The organism is Arthrobacter sp. MYb23, from assembly GCF_002979775.1.
Lineage (GTDB): Bacteria > Actinomycetota > Actinomycetes > Actinomycetales > Micrococcaceae > Arthrobacter.
In genome coordinates this window covers 1-21,847 of sequence record NZ_PCPR01000014.1, presented here as the reverse complement: position 1 = coordinate 21,847, position 21,847 = coordinate 1, and the positions used below count along the sequence as shown (strand labels likewise).

Annotated in this window: 22 protein-coding genes; 11 read left to right on the top strand and 11 right to left on the bottom strand. The window is 62.5% G+C overall.

Going from position 1 to position 21,847, the window contains the following annotated elements; genetic code table 11:
• Nucleotides 1-96 precede the first annotated feature (96 nt).
• Together CQ020_RS14610 and CQ020_RS14605 are read left to right on the top strand one after the other, a co-directional pair.
• Nucleotides 97-888: an SDR family oxidoreductase gene (locus CQ020_RS14610; protein WP_105568128.1), complete on the top strand. Its 792-nt coding sequence runs from the start codon at nt 97-99 to the stop codon at nt 886-888.
• 138 nt (nt 889-1,026) lie between these two features.
• On the top strand, nt 1,027-1,563 hold the full coding sequence (locus CQ020_RS14605; protein WP_105692514.1) for an HD domain-containing protein: 537 nt from the start codon (nt 1,027-1,029) through the stop codon (nt 1,561-1,563).
• 89 nt (nt 1,564-1,652) lie between these two features.
• Here the strand turns inward: CQ020_RS14605 and CQ020_RS14600 are convergent, their stop codons facing one another.
• Both CQ020_RS14600 and CQ020_RS14595 read right to left on the bottom strand, forming a co-directional pair.
• On the bottom strand, nt 1,653-2,897 hold the full coding sequence (locus tag CQ020_RS14600) for a low temperature requirement protein A (RefSeq protein WP_105692513.1): 1,245 nt from the start codon (nt 2,895-2,897) through the stop codon (nt 1,653-1,655).
• A gap of 116 nt (nt 2,898-3,013) precedes the next feature.
• The gene (locus tag CQ020_RS14595) at nt 3,014-4,327 is read right to left on the bottom strand and encodes an ATP-binding protein (RefSeq protein ID WP_105692512.1); all 1,314 of its coding nucleotides are present in this window, start codon (nt 4,325-4,327) and stop codon (nt 3,014-3,016) included.
• Nucleotides 4,328-4,545: 218 nt separating this feature from the next.
• On the opposite strand from CQ020_RS14595, the gene CQ020_RS14590 reads away from it, so the two are divergent.
• The gene (locus CQ020_RS14590) at nt 4,546-5,694 is read left to right on the top strand and encodes an FG-GAP-like repeat-containing protein (RefSeq protein WP_105692511.1); all 1,149 of its coding nucleotides are present in this window, start codon (nt 4,546-4,548) and stop codon (nt 5,692-5,694) included.
• Between the two features lie 23 nt (nt 5,695-5,717).
• Here the strand turns inward: CQ020_RS14590 and CQ020_RS14585 are convergent, their stop codons facing one another.
• Nucleotides 5,718-6,479 (bottom strand): SDR family NAD(P)-dependent oxidoreductase, encoded by a 762-nt coding sequence (locus tag CQ020_RS14585; protein WP_105692510.1) that lies wholly within the window; start codon nt 6,477-6,479, stop codon nt 5,718-5,720.
• Between the two features lie 7 nt (nt 6,480-6,486).
• Complete coding sequence (locus CQ020_RS14580; RefSeq protein WP_105692509.1) at nt 6,487-7,410, bottom strand: fumarylacetoacetate hydrolase family protein; 924 nt, start codon at nt 7,408-7,410, stop codon at nt 6,487-6,489.
• 140 nt (nt 7,411-7,550) lie between these two features.
• On the opposite strand from CQ020_RS14580, the gene CQ020_RS14575 reads away from it, so the two are divergent.
• Genes CQ020_RS14575 through CQ020_RS14555 form a run of 5 tightly spaced genes read left to right on the top strand, consistent with a single transcriptional unit; the run spans nt 7,551 to nt 12,264 of the window.
• Entirely contained in the window at nt 7,551-8,855 is a 1,305-nt protein-coding gene (locus tag CQ020_RS14575; protein WP_105692508.1) for an L-fuconate dehydratase, read from the top strand.
• Nucleotides 8,852-10,141, top strand: a complete 1,290-nt coding sequence (locus CQ020_RS14570; protein WP_105692507.1) for an alpha-L-fucosidase — start codon at nt 8,852-8,854, stop codon at nt 10,139-10,141. Before CQ020_RS14575 ends, CQ020_RS14570 begins: the two co-directional genes overlap by 4 nt.
• Nucleotides 10,134-10,448 (top strand): L-rhamnose mutarotase, encoded by a 315-nt coding sequence (locus CQ020_RS14565; protein WP_105692506.1) that lies wholly within the window; start codon nt 10,134-10,136, stop codon nt 10,446-10,448. Before CQ020_RS14570 ends, CQ020_RS14565 begins: the two co-directional genes overlap by 8 nt.
• Nucleotides 10,433-11,398: an aldo/keto reductase gene (locus CQ020_RS14560; RefSeq protein WP_105692505.1), complete on the top strand. Its 966-nt coding sequence runs from the start codon at nt 10,433-10,435 to the stop codon at nt 11,396-11,398. The genes CQ020_RS14565 and CQ020_RS14560 overlap by 16 nt, the downstream gene beginning before the upstream one ends.
• On the top strand, nt 11,395-12,264 hold the full coding sequence (locus CQ020_RS14555) for an amidohydrolase (protein ID WP_105692504.1): 870 nt from the start codon (nt 11,395-11,397) through the stop codon (nt 12,262-12,264). The genes CQ020_RS14560 and CQ020_RS14555 overlap by 4 nt, the downstream gene beginning before the upstream one ends.
• Nucleotides 12,265-12,283: 19 nt before the next feature.
• On the opposite strand, the gene CQ020_RS14550 is transcribed toward CQ020_RS14555, so the two are convergent.
• The 7 genes from CQ020_RS14550 to CQ020_RS14520 form a co-directional block, all read right to left on the bottom strand.
• Entirely contained in the window at nt 12,284-12,955 is a 672-nt protein-coding gene (locus tag CQ020_RS14550) for a FadR/GntR family transcriptional regulator (RefSeq protein WP_105692503.1), read from the bottom strand.
• Nucleotides 12,956-13,157: 202 nt separating this feature from the next.
• Complete coding sequence (locus CQ020_RS14545) at nt 13,158-14,666, bottom strand: amino acid permease (protein ID WP_105692502.1); 1,509 nt, start codon at nt 14,664-14,666, stop codon at nt 13,158-13,160.
• A 138-nt stretch (nt 14,667-14,804) separates the two neighbouring features.
• Nucleotides 14,805-16,220 carry an aspartate ammonia-lyase gene (locus CQ020_RS14540; protein ID WP_105692501.1) on the bottom strand — a complete coding sequence of 472 codons (1,416 nt, stop codon included), beginning with the start codon at nt 16,218-16,220 and terminating at the stop codon, nt 14,805-14,807.
• 13 nt (nt 16,221-16,233) lie between these two features.
• The gene (locus CQ020_RS14535) at nt 16,234-17,292 is read right to left on the bottom strand and encodes an asparaginase (RefSeq protein ID WP_105692500.1); all 1,059 of its coding nucleotides are present in this window, start codon (nt 17,290-17,292) and stop codon (nt 16,234-16,236) included.
• The gene (locus tag CQ020_RS14530; RefSeq protein ID WP_105692499.1) at nt 17,289-18,008 is read right to left on the bottom strand and encodes a FadR/GntR family transcriptional regulator; all 720 of its coding nucleotides are present in this window, start codon (nt 18,006-18,008) and stop codon (nt 17,289-17,291) included. Before CQ020_RS14530 ends, CQ020_RS14535 begins: the two co-directional genes overlap by 4 nt.
• A gap of 122 nt (nt 18,009-18,130) precedes the next feature.
• Complete coding sequence (locus tag CQ020_RS14525; protein WP_181151893.1) at nt 18,131-19,423, bottom strand: HipA domain-containing protein; 1,293 nt, start codon at nt 19,421-19,423, stop codon at nt 18,131-18,133.
• Nucleotides 19,420-19,644 carry a helix-turn-helix domain-containing protein gene (locus CQ020_RS14520; protein ID WP_181151892.1) on the bottom strand — a complete coding sequence of 75 codons (225 nt, stop codon included), beginning with the start codon at nt 19,642-19,644 and terminating at the stop codon, nt 19,420-19,422. Before CQ020_RS14520 ends, CQ020_RS14525 begins: the two co-directional genes overlap by 4 nt.
• 168 nt (nt 19,645-19,812) lie before the next feature.
• On the opposite strand from CQ020_RS14520, the gene CQ020_RS14515 reads away from it, so the two are divergent.
• The 3 genes from CQ020_RS14515 to CQ020_RS14505 all read left to right on the top strand — a co-directional run bounded on the left by CQ020_RS14515 (nt 19,813) and on the right by CQ020_RS14505 (nt 21,565).
• Complete coding sequence (locus CQ020_RS14515) at nt 19,813-20,319, top strand: hypothetical protein (protein ID WP_105692496.1); 507 nt, start codon at nt 19,813-19,815, stop codon at nt 20,317-20,319.
• Nucleotides 20,320-20,412: 93 nt separating this feature from the next.
• Nucleotides 20,413-21,018 (top strand): hypothetical protein, encoded by a 606-nt coding sequence (locus CQ020_RS14510; protein WP_258141899.1) that lies wholly within the window; start codon nt 20,413-20,415, stop codon nt 21,016-21,018.
• Between the two features lie 85 nt (nt 21,019-21,103).
• Nucleotides 21,104-21,565 carry a DUF3817 domain-containing protein gene (locus tag CQ020_RS14505; protein WP_231745598.1) on the top strand — a complete coding sequence of 154 codons (462 nt, stop codon included), beginning with the start codon at nt 21,104-21,106 and terminating at the stop codon, nt 21,563-21,565.
• Nucleotides 21,566-21,847: the final 282 nt, after the last annotated feature.

The following is a 21,847-nucleotide window of genomic DNA, read 5'->3' as shown; positions in this document are numbered from 1 at the left end:
AGTCTATGCCAATGTAGTCATTGACAACAAAGTAGTCACTGCCTACCATGTAGACAGCGACAACATTAGATACGCCTCAACCGATGGGATCCACCAATGACCATGACCTACGCAGGTACCACTGCACTCATCACCGGTGCCAGCTCCGGCCTCGGTGCCGAGTTCGCCGCAAAATTTGCTGCCCGGGGCTCCAACCTTGTCCTTGTGGCCAGGCGTGCAGACCGTCTCGAGGAGTTGGCTCACGACTTGCGCTCCCAGCACGGTGTCACCGTTACCGTGCTGCCCATGGACCTGGGCCGTGCAGGAGTTGGACGCGAACTCTTCAGCGAACTGTCCGGCCGGGGAATCACCGTGGACACCCTGATCAACAACGCAGGATTCGCTACCCACGGTCCGTTGGTGGACGAAGACCAGGACACCATTGCCTCTGAGATTTCCTTGAATGTGGCCGCCCTCGTGGATATCACCCGTGCCTTCCTGCCCGGTTTGCTCGCCTCCGGAAAAGGCGCGCTGCTGAATGTCGCCAGCACTGCCGCTTTCCAGCCCATTCCCGGCATGGCCGTTTACGGCGCCACCAAGGCCTTCGTCCTGAGCTTCACCGAAGCCGTGGCACACGAAACCAAAAACTCCGGGCTCAACGTCCTGGCCCTTTGCCCCGGTGCGACCCGCACCGAGTTCTTCGAGGTCCTTGGCGGCGAGTCCGCAGCCGTTGGCAAGATGCAGACCTCCGCGCAGGTTGTGGGAACCGCGCTGAAGGCTCTGGATCGCAAGGACACTCCGGGCAGTGTGGTCTCCGGTTGGGTCAACCGCGTCGCTGCAGGCTTCGCGCAGCGCTTGCCCAGGGCCGTCACCGTTGCCATCGCTGCGCGCGCAGTTCAGGACTGGTAGAGCAGGCTTGACGGGAAGTCCGGGTAGGACGGGCAGGATTGGCTGGGAAAGGAGTCCGGTGTTTCAGGGTCCGGAACAGCGGATAGCCTGAAGGGGAGGACCGATCCCCGCCGGTCCCTCTTCAAGCCGGAGGCCAGCATGACCGAACCACGCTTTACCGTAGAAACAGCCCAGGTTTTGGCCGAGGTGGCTCACAACCGGCAGAAGGACAAGCTCAAACGGCCGTACCGGGAGCACGTTCTGGCCGTGGGCGATGCGCTCGCCGACTTTGATGAAGACATCCAGATCGCTGGCTACCTTCACGACATCGCCGAAGATACGCCCATCACCCGGCAAGCCCTGCTGGAAATGGGAGTCTCGGAGCGTGCGGTAGACATCATTGAGCGCGTTACCCGTCGTTTCCATGATGACCCGGATGATTACGACGCCGGTATCCGCTTCGTTGCGGAGGACCACGACGCAACGTTGGTGAAAATCGCGGACAACGCCCACAACTCCCTGCCGGAAAGAGTCAAAGCGCTTGCGGAAAAGTGGCCGGACAAGCCTCCGGTAACCCGCTACGCCGATGCCCGTCCTGTGCTGTACACGGCAGTGCCGCGCGAAGAGGTCCGGATGATCCTGGAGCGGATCAACCCCTACCTGATCCGGGAGTTGGACGAGATCGTTCCCGAGTAGCCCCTGGCCACCCGTTGTGAGGCCTGCTCTGCGTGTCTGGAGGGGGGGGATGTGGGGCGCAGAGCGGGCCCCGCAACACACGGGAATGCCTAGCCCGCGGCGGTTTCCAGCCGACGGAGTGCCGCTGCCCGGCCTTTGTGGCCTCGTCGTTCGTCGTATGCGATGGACAGGCCAAGGACAAGCATCATTTCCAGCATGCACACCGGAACGGACACACCCGCTGCGGCCATGGCGATGCTTGCGGCTAAGCCGAGCACCACCAGAGTGGAGCTCAACAGAAGCTCGCGGTCCGGACCCAGCATGAGCCCGTAAAGGGTGGTGAGCGAGGCCTTGAACAGGATGACCGGGATGGCGATTGACGCCACGGCAGCAGCAGCCGGGATATGTGCCTCGTGATCGATGAAGTAGGCAGCAACGTGCAGGCCTGCACCTGTGGCGGCAATGGCCGCAAAGATGGGCATGTGCCCGTACCCGAACACCCATGAACGGTGCCGCTGGACGTGGAGCGCAGGGCCGGAGGGCAGGATGAAATAGATCCACCACATGGCGAAGGCCAGTCCGGTACCGCTCAAACCAACCAGCGCGGCATCCACTGACCAACTGTGGGTAGCCACGATCGCCCGCAGGGTTTCGATGGCACCGATCAGGCATTCACCCAGGGCAATGATGGCCAGCAGGCCGTATCTTTCAGCGATGTGATGCGCATGCCAGGGCGTCCGGATCTTCCGTTCGGCGAAGTACGGTGCCGCCATCTCCATGATGAACAGTGGCGCAGCGATAAGGAAGGTGGTGAGGACGTTCGCATCCACCACCAGCACAGCAACCCATCCAATTTGGACGATCCCCACGTACTTCGCGTAACGCAAACAGGTCTCGCGTCGTTCGGGATCCTGGCGGGCCGCCCGCAGCCACTGGAAGATCAGGGCCAACCGCATGACGATGTAGCCAAGGACCATGGTGACGTTGTCCACGTGCTTGCCTTCGATGATCGAGTGAAACATCGGCTCGATGCCCATAGCCAGGATCAGCACACCCACCATCTGGATCATGGTGACTACCCGGAAGACCCAGTCATCAGTGTCGTAGGCGCTCGCGAACCACGTGAAGTTGATCCACGCCCAGATGACGGCGAACATGGCGAAGGAGAAGGCTAGGAGACCCGGCCAAAAATGCGCCTCCGCCACGGCATGGGCGAACTGGCTGCCGGCAACACCGAAGGCAATAACAAAGGTCAGGTCGAAGAACAGCTCAAGCGGAGTTGCTGTCCGGTGCTTTTCGTGGGGATCGCGGCCGCCCATGCGGGAAAGTGCATGGCGAAGGGGATTCGAGGACATGGCTCAAAGATTACCGCTGCCCATGCCTCCTCGCCGAGATCGCCGGAATGCGTCGAGCTCGCCGGAATGTTCCGGCGACCCCGCAGCGTTCCGGCGAACTCGCGGAGTAGCCGGCCCTAGACACGCCCCAGTGCGTCGATGTCTTCGAGGAAGTCCTGGTGCACCTCGGGACTGACGGTGGTCCGTGTGTCACCAATCGCGTCGAGGTAGTCCTGGGTGACCGGCCCCTTACGCCCGTTGGAGGCTGGGCCCGCTGAACCGCTCGAGGCGGCACCGTCGTCGTACACTGCTTTTTCCAAGGCCCGCTGGGAGGCGCTGCGGGCTGCGAACTCGATGTCCGCGGGTGAGAAGCCCTCCGTCCGTTCCACCAGCTGGGCAATATCAACCGAGTCCACCACTGTTGCCGGGATGAATCGCTGCCACATGGCTTCGCGGGCATGGACGTCCGGGAGCCCGATGGGGATGACGTAATCGAAGCGGCCGTGGCGCAGGAACGCGGTGTCCAGTGCGCGGATGAAGTTGGTGGCGCACACCAGCAAGCGGCCCGGTTGTTCACGGAAGGCCGGGATGATTTTGAGGAGTTCGTTGGTGACGCCCTGCAACGGCGACGGCGGATCACCGGCACGCTGGGACGCGATCTCCTCCACTTCGTCGATGAACACTACGGCGTGTTCCAGCTCGGCGATTTCCAGGAATGTCTCGCGCAGCGCACCAGCCAGGCCCTTGGGATCGGCAGCCAGACGGGATGGGAACACTTCCACGAACGGCCACTCCAAGCGGGAGGCAATGGCCTTGGCAAACGTGGTCTTGCCGGTTCCCGGAGGGCCGAACAGCACCACGGCCCGCGGTGGAACCACCCCGTATTCGTCGGCGAGGTCTGCCTCGGCCAGGGGGAGGACCAGTCGACGTTCCAGGAGTTCCTTCTCGCGGCGCATGCCGGCCACGTTCTCCCAGAGATCGCGGGCAAGGATGCGCCCACCGAGCAGCCCCAATGCACCGAGTTCCTGCCGCTGCACGGGGATGGTCCGCTCGAAATAGCGCAGATTTTTCTTCACCACGAATCCGCGGCCCAGGAAGGCTTCCACCCGGGTCTCTGTTTCCGGCATGAGCGCGGAGAGTTTGTTGAGGCCGTGCGGGGCCATACGGTTCTCGACGGCGGACAGCAGCGAGGTGCCGATGCCCCGGCCGCGGAACTCGGGGAGGGTGGACAGGAAAACGATCCAGCCTTGATCGTGTGCTGCCCGGCCGACGGCTGCTCCCACCACCTGCTCACCCTGCACCGCAACCACCGCGTGGTCCTTTTCACAGGACGCCAGGACCTCCGACAACGCGTACACAGGCTCCACACCGTCTGCCTTGAGTGACTCCCAGAGGTGCAGGATGCCGTCCAAATCGGACGAGTGAAAGTCCCTGATGCGCCAGTTGCTCATGGCTGTATCTCCTGAGTCTGCTAAGTGAGTCGCCGTTGATCTCTTGGAGTTGAGCATAGGCGAAGCACCGCTGCAGGAGGTTGCGGGCCCGTTGCGTTACGAAACAGGGCTTGTCATGCGCGGCACAGCACGACGGCGGCCTGTCGCCGCCCGCATTCGTCCCGCCGGCGGAGGGGCCTCCTAGGATGGGCGCATATGGCACCTTTCAAGGGAGAATCGTGGGCCTGTTTTCCGGGAAGAGAATCAGAACGGCGGGGATGCTTGCGGGGTTGCTGGTGGGCACAGCCCTGGTGCCGGCCGCGCATGCAGCGGACACCGAGGATGTGACGGTCTACGGTCACCCGATCGTGGGGGCAGTGCTGTCCGTGGAGGGTGCTCCCGCCTACTTCGCCAACTGCGGCGGGAGCGGCGAGCCCAGCTATTCCATCCAGTGGCTTCGCGACGGCGAACCCGTGGAAACCAGTCCGCCTTATTCCCCTTACCTCTATCCTTTGGAAGCTGATGACATCGGTGGCCGGATCTCGGCGATAGCCACCGGATCACCTACCAACTGCGCCGGCCAGGAAGTTGCCACCGACGCATCAGAGGAGATACGCAAGGAACCCATGCGGGAAGAGGGTTTCACGGGCCGTGGGGTCTTTGAACTGATGGCCCGCAAGCATGACGGAACGCTGATGATGTACCTGAGCGGAGACGATGCCCAGGGTTGGCAGGAAACCCGCCAGGTGGGGCCGGGATGGGACGCGTTCACCAGGATCTTTGCCGCCGGCGACTTCACCACGGACGGGATCACCGACCTCATGGCCACGGACAGTTCGGGCACACTGTACCGCTTCCAGGGAACGGGTGACGGCGGTTTCTACACCTTCCGCCATGCCGTGGGCTGGGGGTGGAACAGCATCGACAAAGTGGTGGGCCCGGGCGATTTCGACGGCGACGGCCTCAACGATCTTTTGGGCAGCGAGGCGAACGGTGACCTGTATGTCTTCCCCTCGCACCCGTGGGGCGGGTGGAGTCCCAGGGCAAAAGTTGGCCAGGGCTGGGACGTCATGGATCTCCTGATTGGTCCCGGGGACTTCGACGGTGACGGAAACGTGGACGTCATTGCCAAGGACAAGGCTGGAGGCCTGTTTCTCTATCGCGGCGACGGCACAGGTGGATGGGCCAGCTCGCGCCAAATCGGGCAGGGTTGGAACGTACTCAGCAACGTCGGTAGTGCAGGCGACTTCAACCGGGATGGCTTCAGCGACGTTCATGGCGTGAACAGGGCCGGAGAGTTACTGATGTACTACGGCGATGGAAGCGGTGGGTGGAAGGGCGTCGAAACCGTGGGCTGGGGGTGGAACATCTTTAACGGACTCTACTGAGCCGGCTGCCACTGAACCAGCCCTTACTGAACTGGCCGCAGCCGCAGACCCTGCATGCCGCCGTCCACAGCAAGGGAAGTTCCCGACGTCGAGCCGGACAGCGGACTCGCCAGGTAAGCCACCGCGCCGGCCACCTCAGCAGGGTCCACCATCCGGCCGTGCGGTTGGCGGGCGTTAAGGGCCGCGCGCTCGCCGGCGGGGTCGGCGGCGGAATCGAGCAAGCGGCCAACCCAGGGAGTGTCCACGGTGCCGGGGTTCACACAGTTCACACGGATGCCCTCACGGACGTGGTCCGCTGCCATGGCGAGCGTCAGCGACAACAGAGCACCCTTCGACGCCGAGTACAGGGCGCGCTGCGGGAGTCCTGCCGTCGCTGCGATGGAACAGGTGTTCACGATCGCAGCCGCCGGGGATTCGCGCAGATAGGGCAGGGCTGCCCGGCTGACGCGCGCTATGCCTACAACGTTGACGTTGAGGACCCGCAGCCATTCGTCGTCATCGTTGGCTGAGATGTCACCTTGCGCGCCGATGCCCGCATTGTTGATCACGATGTCCAGGCGGCCGAACTTCTGCACTACATGCTCGACGGCGGCACGCACCGAGGCGTCATCGGCTACGTTGCACTGCACTCCGAAGTGCGGGCTGGTTTCGGGCGCGAGGTCCAAGACTGCAACCTGTGCACCCCCGGCGGCGAGGCGGTCAGCGATGGCTGCCCCGATTCCCGAGGCACCGCCGGTCACGAGTGCTGTCAGTCCGTGGAACTCGTTGCCCACTGCGGGTGCCATGGCGGGCTCAGGCGTTGGTGCCAGCGAAGGAAACGGCCTGCGCAGCACCGGCGCCTGAGCCGGCTTTCGCTCGGAAGTACTCCTGCCGCTGGCGTCCGATGCTGTCAATTTCCAGTTCCACCACATCGCCGGGCTGGATGAAGGGGAAACGCCCGGACATTGCCACGCCCTCGGGAGTGCCGGTGATGATCACGTCGCCGGGTTCGAGCACCATGTACTGGCTGAGATGGTGGACGATCGTGGCGGGGTCGAAGATCATGTCTGAGGTGTTGGAATCCTGGCGGGGCTCGCCGTTGACCAGTGTCTGCAGGCGCAGGCTGCTTACGTCGACGTCGGCAGCGGGAACCAGCCACGGGCCCAGGGGAGTGGAGCCGGGGAGGGATTTGCCCTTGGTCCACTGTCCGGCAGCGCCGGGAATCTGGTAGTCGCGCTCCGAGAGGTCGTTGGCCACGGCGTAGCCTGCGATGCAGCCTTCGGCCTCGGAAACGGAGGAAAGGTATGACGCTTCCCGCCCGATCACGATCGCCAGTTCCACTTCCCAGTCGTACTTTTCCGACGACGGCGGGATGGGGGCGGCGTCGAACGGGCCAGCGATGGTGTTGGTGGGCTTAAGGAAAGCTACGGGAACCTCGGGCGGCGTCGCGCCGGATTCGGCGGCGTGGGCGGTGTAGTTGAGACCGATGGCCACTACGGCGCCGGGGCGGGCAACGGGCGCGCCGATGCGGAGGCCCTCCGGCGAGATTGCGGGAAGTTCCCCCTTATTCAGGGCTTCGCGGGTCCGTTCGATGCCGTCGGCGGCGAGGAAACCGCCGTCGATGTCGTTGGTCAGGGCCGTGAGGCTGAAGTACTTCTCTGTGCCGTCGGCGTCCTGGGCAATGACGGCCGGTTGTTCGTTTCCGGCCGTACCCAGCCTGGCGAATTTCAAGGTCATGGCTTCCTCCGTGCGTTCGGGACTAACATCCGAGCTCTAGTGTGGTGTTTTCACCCATAATACGGAAATGTGACCCATTGACAAGGCAGACATCGGATGTTTAGGCTCGGTGAAGAATCGTGACGCACTTCAGGAGCCGCATGAGCACCATCACCGCAATGGATACATTCGATATCCGCTTCCCAACATCCCTTGAACTGGACGGCTCGGATGCCATGAATCCGGACCCGGACTACTCCGCCGCTTACCTGATCATCCGCACCGACGCCGGGGATCACCTTGAAGGCCATGGCTTCGTTTTCACCATCGGACGCGGCAACGAGGTGGAGACCGCAGCCATCATTGCCCTCCGCGGTCACATCGTGGGCCGGACAGTTGAGGCGCTGCTCAGCGACATGGGCGCCACCTGGAAGCTGCTGGTCCACGATTCCCAGCTCAGGTGGCTGGGGCCCGAGAAGGGCGTCATGCACATGGCCATCGGTGCGGTAGTGAATGCCCTGTGGGACCTGAAAGCCAAGCGCGCCGGGCTGCCCCTGTGGGAGCTGCTCGCTGGAATGACTCCGGAAGAGCTCGTGGCACTGGTGGACTTCCGCTACCTCACCGATGCCCTGACTCCGGACGAAGCACTGACCATTCTTCGCGCTGCAGAGCCCGGCAGGGAAGAGCGCATGGCGGCACTTCGCGCTGAGGGCTACCCCGCTTACACCACGACGCCGGGGTGGCTGGGTTACAGCGACGAGAAACTAACGCGGCTGGCCAAGGAAGCCGTTGCTGACGGATTTGCCCAGATCAAGCTTAAGGTGGGGGCCTCTCTGGAGGACGACATCCGCCGCGTCCGGGCAGCCCGTGAAGCCGTGGGACCGGACATCAAGATCGCAGTGGACGCCAACCAGCGCTGGGATGTCCAGGACGCCATCGACTGGATGGCCCACCTTGCCCCCTATGACATTGCCTGGATCGAGGAACCCACCAGCCCGGACGACATCCTGGGCCATGCCGCCATCGCCCGGGGAGTGGCGCCAATCCCTGTGGCCACCGGCGAGCACGTCCAGAACCGGGTGGTGTTCAAGCAAATGCTCCAGGCTGGCTCACTCCAGGTCCTGCAGATCGATGCAGCCCGCGTTGCTGGAGTGAACGAGAATGTTGCCATCCTCCTGCTCGCGGCCAAGTTTGGTGTGCCCGTTTGTCCGCATGCCGGTGGCGTGGGGCTTTGTGAGGCCGTGCAGCATTTGTCCATGTTTGATTTCGTTGCCGTGTCCGGCACAAAAGAGAACAGAACCATCGAGTTCGTGGACCATCTCCACGAACACTTCATCACTCCCGTGGTGGTCCACGACGGCGCCTACTGGCCGCCGTCGAGCCCTGGCGCCGGAAACGAAATGCTCCGTGAAACACTGGCCGCTTACAGCTTTCCCAACGGCCCCGTCTGGAAGGAATCCCGTTGATCCGGCACGCACCATGGTTTGAAGAAGCACGCCTTGGCATGTTCGTGCATTGGGGCCTTTACGCGCTCCCGGCACGGCATGAGTGGGTGATGAACCAGGAAGAAACCACCGTGGAGGAGTACTCCAAGTACTTCCAACGCTTTGACCCGGACCTCTATGACCCCCGGGAGTGGGCCAGGGCTGCCCGGGACGCCGGCATGAAGTACGTAGTCCTCACCACCAAGCACCACGACGGCTTCTGCCTCTGGGATTCGGCACTGACGGATTACAAAGCCACCAACACGCCCGCCGGCCGTGACCTGATCGCCCCCTATGTGGAGGCACTCCGGGCCGAGGGGCTCAGGGTGGGCTTCTATCACTCGCTGATCGACTGGCACCACCCGGACTTCACCATTGACGGGGTACATCCGCAACGCAACGCCGCCGACGTCGAAAGCCTGAACGCCGGACGCGATATGGCGCGCTACCGCGAGTACCTGCACGGTCAGGTGCGGGAACTCCTGAGCAACTACGGAACCATCGACTACCTGTTCTTCGACTTCTCCTACGCTGACACCAGGATCTCTGAATTTTGGGGCGGCAAGGGCAGCGATGACTGGGACTCCGAAAAGCTGCTGGCGATGGTACGGGAACTTCAACCCGGGATCGTGGTCAACGATCGCCTGGGCATCCCGGGGGATCTGGTCACGCCTGAGCAATACCAACCTACTGAGCCAATGATGCTCGACGGCGAAGCGGTCACCTGGGAGGCCTGCCAAACGCTGAACGGGAGTTGGGGGTACCACCGCGACAACCTCAACTACAAGACCGTGGACCTGCTCATCCGCATGCTGGTTGACGGGGTATCCAACGGCGGGAACCTGCTGCTCAACATCGGTCCCACGGGGCGCGGGAGTATCGATCCGCGTGCACTGACCTCGCTGGAGGGAATCGGGGAGTGGATGAAACTGCACTCCCGCTCCATCTACGGAGCCGGGCCCGCACCCTTCACCGCTCCGCAGGATACTCGCTACACGCAGCGCGGAAACCGGCTCTATGTCCACCTGTTCGCCTGGCCCTTCGAGTACATTCACCTGCCCGGACTCGCAGGAAAGGTGGAATACGCGCAGCTCCTCAACGATGCCTCGGAGGTCTTCCTCAAAGAAGTCGACCCGGACCAGGAAGCCTTCAACACCATTCCCGGAGGCCAGCCGCCGGGCACCCTCACCGTGAAACTCCCCGTACAACGGCCGGACGTGGCGGTTCCTGTGCTGGAGCTCTACCTCAAGGAGGCGGCCGGTGACTGAAAGCATCGCACTCCACACCCGCCTCAAAGCAGGAACGGAGGCGGAATACGCCGACGCCCACGCCAACATTCCCCCTGAGCTGGTGGCAGCGCTCAAGGAAGCCGGTGTACGGAACTGGCGGATCTGGCGCAGCGGACTCGATCTCTTCCACGTGGTGGACGTGGACAACTACCAAGCGATGCGCCACGCCCTCGCCCACCATCCGGCCAACGTGCCGTGGCAAGCCCGAATGGCTGAACTTTTAGAGGTCCAAGACGATTACTCAGGGGAGGACGCGGGTATCCAGAGAGTATGGGAACTGCCATGAACTCACGTGACCTCGGCAAACTCGGCAAGCTCGGCAAACTTGGCTTCGGCGGGGCGGGCATCGGTAACCTCTACCGGGCCATCCCCGACGGAGAAGCGCTCGCAACTGTCCTGGCAGCCTGGGACGCCGGAATCCGCTACTTCGACACCGCGCCCCACTACGGCCTGGGCCTGTCGGAGCAGAGATTGGGTGCCGTTCTCCGGGACAAGCCCCGCCACGAATTCATCATCTCCACCAAAGTGGGCCGGCTTCTGGAACCCAACGCCGGTGGCGGACAGGACCCCGAAGGATTCGACGTTCCCGCCGCCACCCGGCGCGTGTGGGACTTTTCCGAAGCAGGCATCAGGCGCAGCATCGAGGACTCCTTGGAGCGGCTCGGACTGGAGCAGGTTGACATCGCTTACCTGCACGATCCCGACGTCCACGATCTTCAGGCAGGGATCTCCCAGGGCCTTCCTGCCTTGGAGAAGCTGCGCTCCGAGGGATTGGTCCGGGCCATTGGCGTGGGCATCAACTCCGCCGAGGCCGCCCTGGAATGCGTCGAAGTCGCGGACCTGGACCTCGTGATGCTCGCCGGACGCTACACGCTGCTCGAGCAGCCCGACGTCCCGCTGCTTGAACGCTGTTTGGCGCGCCGCACCGGCGTCGTCAGCGTGGGCGCCTACAACTCCGGACTTCTGGCCCGGTCCGACGTCCCCGAAGACGCCCATTACAACTATGATCAGGCCCCGCCGGAGGTACTGGAACGGGCGCGTGCGCTCGCGGCCGTCTGCCGCGATTTCGGCGTAGAACTCCCGACGGCGGCACTCCAGTTCCCGCTGCGGCATCCGGCAGTGGTGAACGTGACAGCCGGGGCGACTTCTCCTGAACAGGTGGCCACGAACTCGGCCCGTATGGAGGCGCCCGTGCCGGACGAGCTGTGGGATGCGTTGGAGCGTGTCGGGCGGTGATTGATTCGCACCTCCATGTGTGGACCTTGGACACCTTCGTCACCGGCGGTGTGCGGCACTATTCGTGGCTTGGTCCGCAACATGGTGCCCTCTTCCGCAGCTTCGGCGCAGATGAGGTGCACGAGACTTTGGATGCTGCCGGGGTCAGGGGAGCCGTTCTGGTGCAGGCCGACGACACTGTTTCCGATACCGAGAGCATGTTGGCCGTTGCCGCGCGGAACCCCTGGGTGTTCGGAGTGGTTGGGTGGATCAGGTTGGATACGCCGGCTGAAGCTGCAGAGCAACTGCACCGGTTCACGGCTCACCCGGTTTTCAGGGGAGTGCGGCACCTGGTCCACGATGATCCGCGAAGTGACTTTCTGGATCTTCCCACTGTTCGGGATTCCTTGGCATTGGTGGCTCAGCGCGGGCTCACCCTGGACATCCCGGATGCGTTCCCCCGGCATCTGAGGTCCACCGTTCGGCTCGCCCGCGAGATGCCGGAACTGACCGTTGTGCTGGACCATCTGGGTAAGCCGCCGCTGGCTGATCCTGAGCTCATGGACTTATGGCGCACAGACTTCCTGGCTCTTGGACGGGAAACGAACTCGGTGGCCAAGCTGTCCGGGCTGCATGTGCCGGGAGTTGAGTACACCCCGGATGAGCTGCGGCCTGTGTTCGAATCAGCGCTGGAGGCTTTCGGGCCCGAACGCTTGATGATCGGCGGTGATTGGCCGGTAAGTACTTTGGGCGCACCCTACGGCCGGACGCTGGATGTGCTGCTGGAACTGCTCTCCTCCTTGAGTCCCTCGGAGCAGGAACTGGTTCTTGAGGGCACGGCCATCCGGACCTATGGCTTGGGAGTCACCCCTCTGGCCGAGGGTTAGAGCGTCTGCCTGATACAGCCTAGAGCGCCTGCCGCAGCCAGTTCTCCACGCCGCTGATGTGCACGGTCACCAAGGCACGCACCAGTTCGGCATCGCCCCGCTCCAGGGCGTCCGCGATCGCGTGGTGCTCGGCCAAGGTGTGCGCCACAGCTTTTTCCTGTGTCAGTCCACGCCAGATCCGGGCCCGCACGGTGCTGCTGGAGAGGGCTTCCAAGAGGCTCCCCAGGTAGTCGTTTCCCGCGGCCTCGGTGATGATGCTGTGAAATTGCAGGTCGTGGGCCACGAGTTCTTCGACGTCGGTGGTCTCGTCGATCCCGTCCATGGTGCTTCTCAGGGCCAGCAGCTCGTCCGGCGTGATTTTGCCCGCGGCCAAGTGCGCAGTCGCAGGTTCCAGGATGCGTCTGACCTCAAAAAGTTCCAAAATGGATCGGTCTTGGTGCAGGTCCACCACAAAGGCCACGGCTTCGTTGAGCAGTTTCGCGTCAAGGCTGGTCACGTAGGTTCCATCGCCGCGGCGAACATCCAGCACGCGAATCAGCTCCAAGGCTTTCACGGCCTCGCGCAAGGAACTCCTTGAAAGACCGAGCCGTTCGCTCAGTTCCTTTTCCGGCGGAAGTCGATCGCCGGCCTTGAGTTCGCCGCGGATCAGCATGTCTTTGATCTTGCTGATCGCCTCGTCTGTGACAGCCATGGACCAATAGTAGCCACGAATGATCGGATGTCTGTTTCCGCCGCCTCCCCACCCAACTGAGTAACAGCACATGTTCTACTGAGCGGTCATTGGGACGTTTGCTGTTACTCAGTTGGGGGCGTTAACCGACGACGGCGGCACCTGGGTTCCGATTGTTACGGAACCCGGGTGCCGCCGTCGTGAGTCAGCGAGTTGTTGCTTGTTACTTATCGCCGCCGGGAAGCGGACGGTTGGCGATCACCGGCGCGCTGCCCGTGTAGCCGTCGCGGGTGGCAGCAAGCTCATGAATTTGCTTGCGGCACAGGAACCAGCCCCACACCATGAGCCCGCAGGCAATCGCGGTGACCAACATGGTCAAGGGGGACTCGATGAACACCATGATCAGGACAGCCAGCAGGAAGACCAAGGACAACCAGCCCGTGTACGGGGCGCCGAACATCCGGAAGGAGGGGCGCTTCACCCAGCCCTTGTCGGACCAGCGTTTGAGCTGCATCTGGCACAGGACGATAGTGGCCCAGGTGACGATGATGCCCACCGATGCGACGTTGAGGACGATTTCGAAAGCATCGGCCGGGACCAGGTAGTTCAGCGGAACACCGAGCAGGGAAACGCCGGCCGTGATGGCGATGCCGCCGTACGGAACGCCGGCCTTGTTCATGCGCTGGGCGAACTTCGGGGCCGAACCGGCCACGGACATGGAGCGGAGGATCCGGCCGGTGGAGTACAGCCCGGCGTTCAACGAAGACAGCGCCGCGGTGAGGACCACGAGGTTCATGATGACATCCACGCCCTCAACACCAATGGAACCGAAGAACGTCACGAAGGGGCTGACGCCCTTTTCGTAGGCGGTGTACGGGAGCAGGAGTGCCAGCAGGATGACCGAACCAACGTAGAAGACAGCGATGCGGAAGACCACGGAGTTGATGGCCTTGGGCATGATCTTCTCCGGATTGGCAGTTTCACCAGCAGCGGTGCCCACCAGTTCGATCGAAGCGTAAGCGAACAGCACGCCCTGCATGAGGATGATCATGGGCAGGATGCCGTTGGGGAAGATACCGCCGTTGTCCGAGATGAGGCTGAAGCCCACTTCCTGTCCATCCACCGGGGTGCCGAAGATGACGAAGTAGGTGCCAACAAGGAGGAATGCCACCAGTGCGGCCACCTTGATCAACGCGAACCAGAACTCCATTTCGCCGAAGACCTTCACGGAAACCAGGTTGAGGCAGAGGACTACCACCAAGGCAATGAGCGCCCAGGCCCACTGCGGAACGGCCCCCATCCAGGCGATGTATTTGCCGAAGAAGTTCATGTACAGGGCCACTGCGGTGATATCCACGATGGTGGTGGTGGCCCAGTTGATCCAGTAGAACCAGCCCGAGACGAAGGCAGCCTTCTCGCCGTAGAACTCGCGGGCATAGGAAACGAAGGATCCCGACGACGGGCGGTGCAGAACCAGTTCGCCGAGTGCACGGAGGATCAGAAACGCGAAGAAGCCACAAACTGCATAGGCGATGACAAGGGAAGGGCCAGCTGCGTTGAGTCGGCCGCCGGCACCCAGGAACAGCCCGGTGCCGATCGCGCCGCCGATCGCAATCATCTGGATCTGGCGGGGCTTGAGGTCCTTGTGGTAACCGGAGTCCTCCTTGTGGAGGGCTTTCTCGCTGGCGTGCGCTTGGGCCGGGACCGTGTGGTCCGTGATGGGGTTGGTCATTGGAATCCTTAGGGGTGTCCTGTTGGGGGTGTCCTGGGCGCGTCCGGGGAAGGATTCGGGCATGCAGAACTAAGCCTCGTGGGGGTAGGCCTCATGGGGCGGGACGGCTGGTGGGTGCGCTTACAGGCCAGTTTCGGCCTATTTGCTGAGATTTGCCAGACGTTCGGGGCTGAGCAGTTCTTCAAGCTGGGCAGCGGTCAGGAGACCGTGCTCCAACACGAGTTCTGCAACGCCCTTGCCCGTTGCCAGCGCTTCCTGGGCGATAGCGGTGGCGGAGGCGTAGCCGATATGCGGGTTCAATGCCGTGACGAGACCGATCGACTGCTCCACGGTAAGCCGTAGCCGTTCGGTGTTTGCTGTGATGCCCCGGACGCAGCGTGCCGTAAGGGTGCGGCACGCTGCTTCCAGGTGGGAGATGCTCTTGTGCAGGCTGTGCACAATGATCGGTTCGAAGGCGTTCAGCTGAAGCTGGCCAGCCTCCGCGGCCATGGTGACGGTGACATCGTTGCCGATGACTTCGTACGCCACCTGGCTGACCACTTCCGGGATCACCGGATTGATCTTGCCGGGCATGATCGACGAACCGGACTGCACTGCCGGAAGGTTGATCTCACCAAAACCCGCACGCGGTCCAGAAGACAGCAAGCGGAGATCGTTACAAATCTTGGAGAGTTTCACTGCCACGCGCTTCAGCACACCGGACAGGTGGACGAACGCGCCCACGTCCTGGGTGGCCTCAATGAGGTCAGCAGCAGTGAGGAGGGGAAGGCCCGTGATTTCGGCCAGGTGACGGCACGCGGCGTCCGCGTATCCGGCCGGGGCATTCAAGCCCGTACCGATTGCCGTGGCACCAAGGTTGATCTCGTGGATCAGCATGTGGGACTCGTCCAGGCGTGCGCGGTCCTCACCGATGGTCACGGCGTACCCGCCGAACTCCTGGCCGAGTGTCATGGGAACCGCGTCCTGCAACTGCGTGCGCCCCATCTTCACCACGGTCCGGAACTCCCGGCCCTTCTCAGCGAAAGCCAGCTCGAGTTCTTCTAGGGCTTCAAGGAGTTCCTTCACGGAGAAGATCGTGGCGAGGTTCACCGCCGTCGGGTAGACGTCGTTGGTGGACTGGCTCAGGTTCACGTGGTCATTCGGGTGAAGCTTGGAGTAATCGCCCTTGGGGTGGCCCAGGATCTCCAGGGCACGGTTGGCGATCACCTCGTTGGCGTTCATGTTGGAGCTGGTACCCGCGCCGCCCTGGATCACGTCCACCATGAACTGCTCGTGCAGCATGCCGTCCATGATGTCCTGGCAGGCCTGTTCAATAGCACCTGCCTTTTCGGCGTCCAGCAAGCCAAGCTCGTGGTTGGTGCGTGCGGCTGCCTGCTTCACGGCGGCCAGGCCCCGGACCAGGTGCTTGTTGGTGGAGAGCGGCTGCCCGGTGATGGGGAAGTTCTCGATGGCGCGGAGGGTATGGACGCCCCAGTAGGCATCCGCGGGTACATCACGGTCGCCCAAAAGGTCGTGTTCGGAACGGAGGGGGATCGCCTGATCGACGGTGGTCATAGCTGTCCTTGGTTTAGTTGCTGAAAATTTTTGCTGCACGGAGCTCGCCGACCGGAAGGCCGCCGCCCAGCACAGGTGGGCTCTGAAGCGTGTCCAGGCTGCCGCCGTCGACGCCCAACCGGCGAAGAACCTCAACCGTGATGGGCATGCGGGCGCGGTCGCCGCCGTCGGAAATCTTCACCGCGACGCCGGTGCCGTCCGGGAGGCCAACCAGCTGGAGGCCTTCAAAGCCGTCCTTCGCGAGCAATCCGGGAACGGCACGCATGAGGGCCGTGACGTCGCGTCCCTCGCCGGCCACCATCTCCGGGAATCGGCGCATGGCGTGGGCTACCTTGCCTTCGTCGGTGCTTTCGTCGGCAGCGGCGAGGCGGCCGTAGGCGCGGGCCATGCCATGCAGGGAGTGCGCGAAGAGAGGGGTTCCGCAGCCATCCGTACTGACAGCAGCGGCTTCCTCGCCGGTGAGGTCGGTGATGGTGTCGCGGACCAGGACCTGCAACGGGTGCTCAGGGTGCAAGTACCCCTCAACAGGCCAGCCGTTGATGACGCAGACGGCGGTCATGGAAGCGTGCTTGCCGGAGCAGTTCTGCGCGATTTGGGTAGGACCGTTGCCGGCGCGGAGCCATTCTTCACGCTCAGCGACGCCGTACGGCAGGTCCGTGCTGTTGCCCAAGGCCGCTTCGGTGAGGCCATGCAGCTTCAGGATTTCAGCGGCGCCTTCTCGGTGCATCTGTGCGCCGGAGTGGCTGGCAGCGGTGAGGGCAAGGAGGTTTTGGGGGATGTCCAAACCGGCCTTGAGCAGGGCGACGGCTTGCAACGGCTTCAGGCTTGAACGCGGGTACATCGGCGCGTCCGGCTCGCCGGCCTCGACGGCCGTGCTGCCGTTATTGCGGAGGGCGATCAACGATCCGTAGTGGATGCTCTCCACCAGGCCGTCGCGGGTTACCTCTACGAGCGGGACGTGGTGGGGCGTCTTGAGGCTCTGCGCAGTAGCGGGCGCGGCTGCTTCGGGCGCGGCCTTGTGGGCCGGTGCTTCGGGGACGGGCATGGTGGCGGTGTCCTTTGGATGTGTCATTTGCTGAGGATCGTGTCCAGTGCCACGCTGACGGCCTCCAGGTGGGCGGCCATCGCTTTGCTTGCGGCTTCGGAGTCGCCCGCTTCGATTGCGTTGAGCACGGCGACGTGTTCCTCGTCCGAGCGGTGTTGCCGGTCTGCAACGAGGTTCAAAGTTTCGGACTGGTGGGCCAGCGCTTCACGGATATCCGAGACGACACTGGCAAACACCCGGTTTCCGCTGGCGCGGGCCACTGCTGAATGGAAGCTGGCATCCAGGTTCACCCAGGCTTCGGGATCGTTCTCGGTGAGCATCTCCTGGACGATGTCCTTGAGGTGCTCCAGTTCTTCCTCGGTCCTTCTTTGAGCCGCCAGTCCCGCTGCCGGGATCTCGATGTGAGGACGTGCTTCGTTAAGATCACGTGCACTGTACTGACCCAAGGTAAGGTCATTAGCAACCTTGTTGGCCACAATGAAAGTGCCCTTGCCGGTCTTGGTCACGGTGAGGCCCAAGGTGTTACAGGACCTCAGCGCTTCACGTATTACCGAGCGGCTTACGCCGTACTGACCCGCAAGCGTTGCCTCGGAACTCAGCTTGGTCCCGATATCGAACTGGCCGCCCTCAATGGCGCGACGCAGTGCCGCAAAGACCGCCTCGGCTGCGGAGATGCGTGAGATGGGCGTATGCCCACCCTGGGGTCCTTGCTGTCCGGCTGTCCGGCTGTCTGACAGGTTCACGCTTTGAATATGGCACGGGTCACAAGTGCATGTCAACGCTGAAAGAGTCGCTTCACGCTTTGGGGGGTCTGGGCTGCTGCGCCATGGCTAAACTTGGCGTGCTCTTCGATGACCGGGGGAAACTATCTCCTGTCAGGGGACACTATGAGTGGCAGCTTACGAACGTTGGATGCTGCATCGTCGGCGACTTTCGGCAGCGAACCCATCCGGCCCTGCAATTCGTCCCTGGCAGCATCAAATGCTTCCACCATGTGCCCACTGAAGTGGGCCACGATGTCTTCAGCGACGTCTACCGGGACACCGAACTGCACTCCGGTTGAGATCAGCATCTGCTTGCTGATTCTCTGCAGACGGTATTCGCCCTTGACGCTCATCGCCAGATCGATGCCTGATTCCCCGTCCCAATAAGGTGCGTAGGTGGCGAGGTCATAAAGCGGTGCCACGTGGACTGAGCTGCCGTGGAGCAGGACTGAGTAGTTTTTGGCATGGGCGTCAGTGCAGCCGGCCACAGTGTTGAACACAAAGGCCCGGTAGAGTGCTTCCCCGGCTATTCGGCGGTCCTCTTCGAGGGGGAACGATCGTGCCAGGGGTGCTATGTCGCTGACGCCGGGGCCGCCGTCACGGTGCTGGTATTTCTTAGCTGGCGAAACGCTTAGCGCTTGGCATAGATCTTCTTGGTGGATGCGGTGCCATGTGCCACCGTTCAGGCGGCGGTCATAACGCCGGGTCACGAATACATCCCAGTCACCTATTGTGGTGAGTTCAGACGCGGCTACCTCCAGCCCAAGCAGGGCTGCCGCCCTCATGGTTAGCTGCTCGACGACGTCAAGCCTGTTGAAGTTCCCCGCCGCCGGCTTCAGGATGTGGGTGGTAGGCGTGGCATCCGAGGGAACGCCCCAACCACCATTCGGGAGTTGATGCAGGGCGATCTTCGGCTGCGCTCCGGCAAGGCTGAAGCGGCCAGCTGCATCGTTGTAGGGCGTTCCGTCCTCATATTCGGCCACAACGTGGTCCAGCATGCCGGCGACGTCTGATTCAGTGACAGGTTTGACGGTGGACCTCGATAGTGTCCCGTCTGGCGACTCGGTATCTGGCTGCATGAACTGGAGGGCGCCGGCCACGTCTGCGCCGATGTGCTCAAGGATGGCGAATGGGTTGGAAGGCGAGATTCCGAACCGCCTGGCTATCGTCCGGAGGGCGCCGTCGCTGTCAGGCAGTAAGCCTTGCAGAAAGGGCAGGACGGCGCGTTTCTTGTGCGAAGTGGCGGCAAGGGGCATGGATAGCGACAACGGCGTCGCATCTGGGACGGCCTGGTATTCGGGTGAGTAACGGAAGGTGAGATTTCCGGTCGGTGTCTGCTCTACGCGACCGCAGGGAATTCCGTCCATGAACACGTCGAGTGCGCGCGAACTCACCATCGGATTTTGCCTGTCTCGCTGTTGCGAATGGCAATCTCGAATCCCAGAGCTTGGAAGACGTCCATGAATTTCGAGGTCTCCACAGTGGCCTTTCCGGACTCCAAATCGATCACGAAGGTTCGCGACACGTTCGCTCGGCGGGCCAGTTCCGTCTGCGACCAGCCGCGCTCCTCGCGTAGCTCACGGACCAGCGGGCCAGCTTCTCGAACCGTACGCAATTGCACTCCTGTCGCCGTACGGCAACTTTAGGAGATGTCGCCGTACGCCGACTTTAGCATCTGTTGCCGTACAGCGACAGTGTTACTGCGGACGCCTTCGAACCCCACCAAATCGACGACGACGGGACTGGCGGCATTGCGCATGATGTGGGATTGACACAATGAACCATGATCTTCACCAAAAAGTCCCTCACCGAGGACGGGTTCACCGGATTCCGGCCGCTCGACGAACTCGATCCCATGAGGATTCCCCAAGGTCCCGGCATCTTTGCGATCCTTCGCCCCGCGGAGTTCGAGCCTGTGTTCCTCAGCAAGAGCACTGCCGGCACGTTCAAAAAGAAGGACCCCTCTCTCAAGCGTGAAGTCTTGGAGTCCGAGTGGATTCCCGATGCTTCGGTGGTATACATCGGCAAGGCCAGCGCTGGGAGCCAAGGCAACCGCGGGCTCCGCAAGCAGCTCCAAGAGTTCCTGGACTACGGCCGTGGACGTCCCACCGTTGTGTGGGACGCACGGCTCATCTGGCAACTCCGCGACGCCCTGGACCTGATCATCGCGTGGAAGGAACTCCCGGCTTCCGAGGTAAATTCAGCCGAGGCCGTTTACCACGCAGGCTTCGCGGCCGCTCATGGACGCCTGCCTTTCGCCAACTTGGTTCAGGCCCGCTCTAAAAAGTAAAACCCGGCACAACGCCAAAAGAAGTACGACGGCGGCGGCCGGGTTCCGCCGTCGGCCTCCCGATCGCAGGGCGTTCGGCGCATAATGGCTTCCATGACGGGCCTTGTCTCCCATGGAAGCAAACCGCTTGGACCTCGAATCACTGTTGAGGTGCCCGTCCTGCGCGTGGGCGCAGGTCCTTCGGAGTACGAGGGACTGAACCGGTTCGTCGACTCCCTGCGGAAGCCTCAGGGCCTGCACTTGACCCTTCTGCATGTCGGCATTTTCGAGGAGCTGGGCAGGGACATCACTGCCTGGACCAAGGGGTTGTCTCCACCGGAGAAGACACTCCCAGAGATCGCCAGTTGGTTGGCGGAGTTGCCGGTGTTGCAGGGCTTTTTGGGGAAATCGGACAAACTGATCCCTCTGGGCGGTGGACGTCTGATGGGACTCGAAGTGGATGTGCCGCAGGAAGTGCACGATTACCAGGCGCTTTTGGTGCAAGGGCTGCACATACTCTTTGACGATCTGGGCTTGGACAACGTTGATGATTTCATCCTGAGCTCACCGGCACTTGGTTACAGGACACCCCGGTGGCTACCCCACATCGCCGTTGGCAAGGCCCGCACCCGCCACGAGCCTGAGATGGAAATTGCTCCCGTGGCCATTGAATTCGGAGACTCGAGGATCCGAAATCGGGAGGCGCTCCCTTTGCCGTGACCGTGCGGTTGCACGGTGTGACGTGAGGGAAGTTCTACAGCCGGTAAAATAGTATGTGTCTCCCGTTTTCTACCTGAGGACTTCCATGCAGCCCCGTACCTTGTTCCGTACCGTTGCTTTTGCCGAGGCCGTGACATGGACGCTGTTGCTGATCGGGCTGTTCCTCAAGTACGTCACGCGGACAACAGACGTTGGCGTGAGCATTGCAGGAGGCATCCACGGTTTCGTGTTCCTTTGCTACGCCGCGACGGCCGCATTCACTTGGATCAACCAGAAGTGGTCCACACGTACAGGCCTGCTCGCCATCGGTTCTGCCGTTATTCCCTACGCCACCATCCCGACGGAGAAGTCGCTCGACCGTCGTGGGCTCCTCGACGGCGGATGGCGCTTGGCTGCCGGGGGCGAGAAGCCTCAAGGAGGCTTCGAGAAGGCCCAGGCCTGGGTTCTGCGGAACCCGATCCTTGCCGTAGTTGTCACCCTCGTTGCTGTGGGGGCCGTCTTTAGCTTCCTGTTGTTCATGGGCCCTCCGGGTACCTGGTTCTCCTAAGCTCTGGCAGGCGAAAAGCATCGGTTCTTCGGAACCGATGCTTTTCTTCATTTAAGGCGAAGGATCCCTGACCTCATGAACGGCCACCACTTACTTTGAATCGGGGGTGGTCTCAAGGCGCCGTCTTTATGGCGTGTCGCCAGGATTCGGTGATCAAAGTGGGTGGTGGCGGTATGTTGCGCCGTCTGTTTATCTGGTCTCTGCTCCGGGGCAGCCCCAGGAGTTGGGGTTTTCTTGGCAGGTGTCTGCGACGAGTGCTTTTTCTGTTTTCCAGACGTGGAT

Bases quoted from the DNA above. Each gene is read 5' to 3' on its own strand.
- CQ020_RS14610 (WP_105568128.1), top strand. From the start codon at position 97: ATGACCATGACCTACGCAGGTACCACTGCACTCATCACCGGTGCCAGC.
- CQ020_RS14605 (WP_105692514.1), top strand. From the start codon at position 1,027: ATGACCGAACCACGCTTTACCGTAGAAACAGCCCAGGTTTTGGCCGAG.
- CQ020_RS14600 (WP_105692513.1), bottom strand. From the start codon at position 2,897: ATGTCCTCGAATCCCCTTCGCCATGCACTTTCCCGCATGGGCGGCCGC.
- CQ020_RS14595 (WP_105692512.1), bottom strand. From the start codon at position 4,327: ATGAGCAACTGGCGCATCAGGGACTTTCACTCGTCCGATTTGGACGGC.
- CQ020_RS14585 (WP_105692510.1), bottom strand. From the start codon at position 6,479: ATGGCACCCGCAGTGGGCAACGAGTTCCACGGACTGACAGCACTCGTG.
- CQ020_RS14580 (WP_105692509.1), bottom strand. From the start codon at position 7,410: ATGACCTTGAAATTCGCCAGGCTGGGTACGGCCGGAAACGAACAACCG.
- CQ020_RS14575 (WP_105692508.1), top strand. From the start codon at position 7,551: ATGAGCACCATCACCGCAATGGATACATTCGATATCCGCTTCCCAACA.
- CQ020_RS14560 (WP_105692505.1), top strand. From the start codon at position 10,433: ATGGGAACTGCCATGAACTCACGTGACCTCGGCAAACTCGGCAAGCTC.
- CQ020_RS14550 (WP_105692503.1), bottom strand. From the start codon at position 12,955: ATGGCTGTCACAGACGAGGCGATCAGCAAGATCAAAGACATGCTGATC.
- CQ020_RS14545 (WP_105692502.1), bottom strand. From the start codon at position 14,666: ATGACCAACCCCATCACGGACCACACGGTCCCGGCCCAAGCGCACGCC.
- CQ020_RS14540 (WP_105692501.1), bottom strand. From the start codon at position 16,220: ATGACCACCGTCGATCAGGCGATCCCCCTCCGTTCCGAACACGACCTT.
- CQ020_RS14535 (WP_105692500.1), bottom strand. From the start codon at position 17,292: ATGACACATCCAAAGGACACCGCCACCATGCCCGTCCCCGAAGCACCG.
- CQ020_RS14515 (WP_105692496.1), top strand. From the start codon at position 19,813: ATGATCTTCACCAAAAAGTCCCTCACCGAGGACGGGTTCACCGGATTC.
- CQ020_RS14510 (WP_258141899.1), top strand. From the start codon at position 20,413: ATGACGGGCCTTGTCTCCCATGGAAGCAAACCGCTTGGACCTCGAATC.
- CQ020_RS14505 (WP_231745598.1), top strand. From the start codon at position 21,104: ATGCAGCCCCGTACCTTGTTCCGTACCGTTGCTTTTGCCGAGGCCGTG.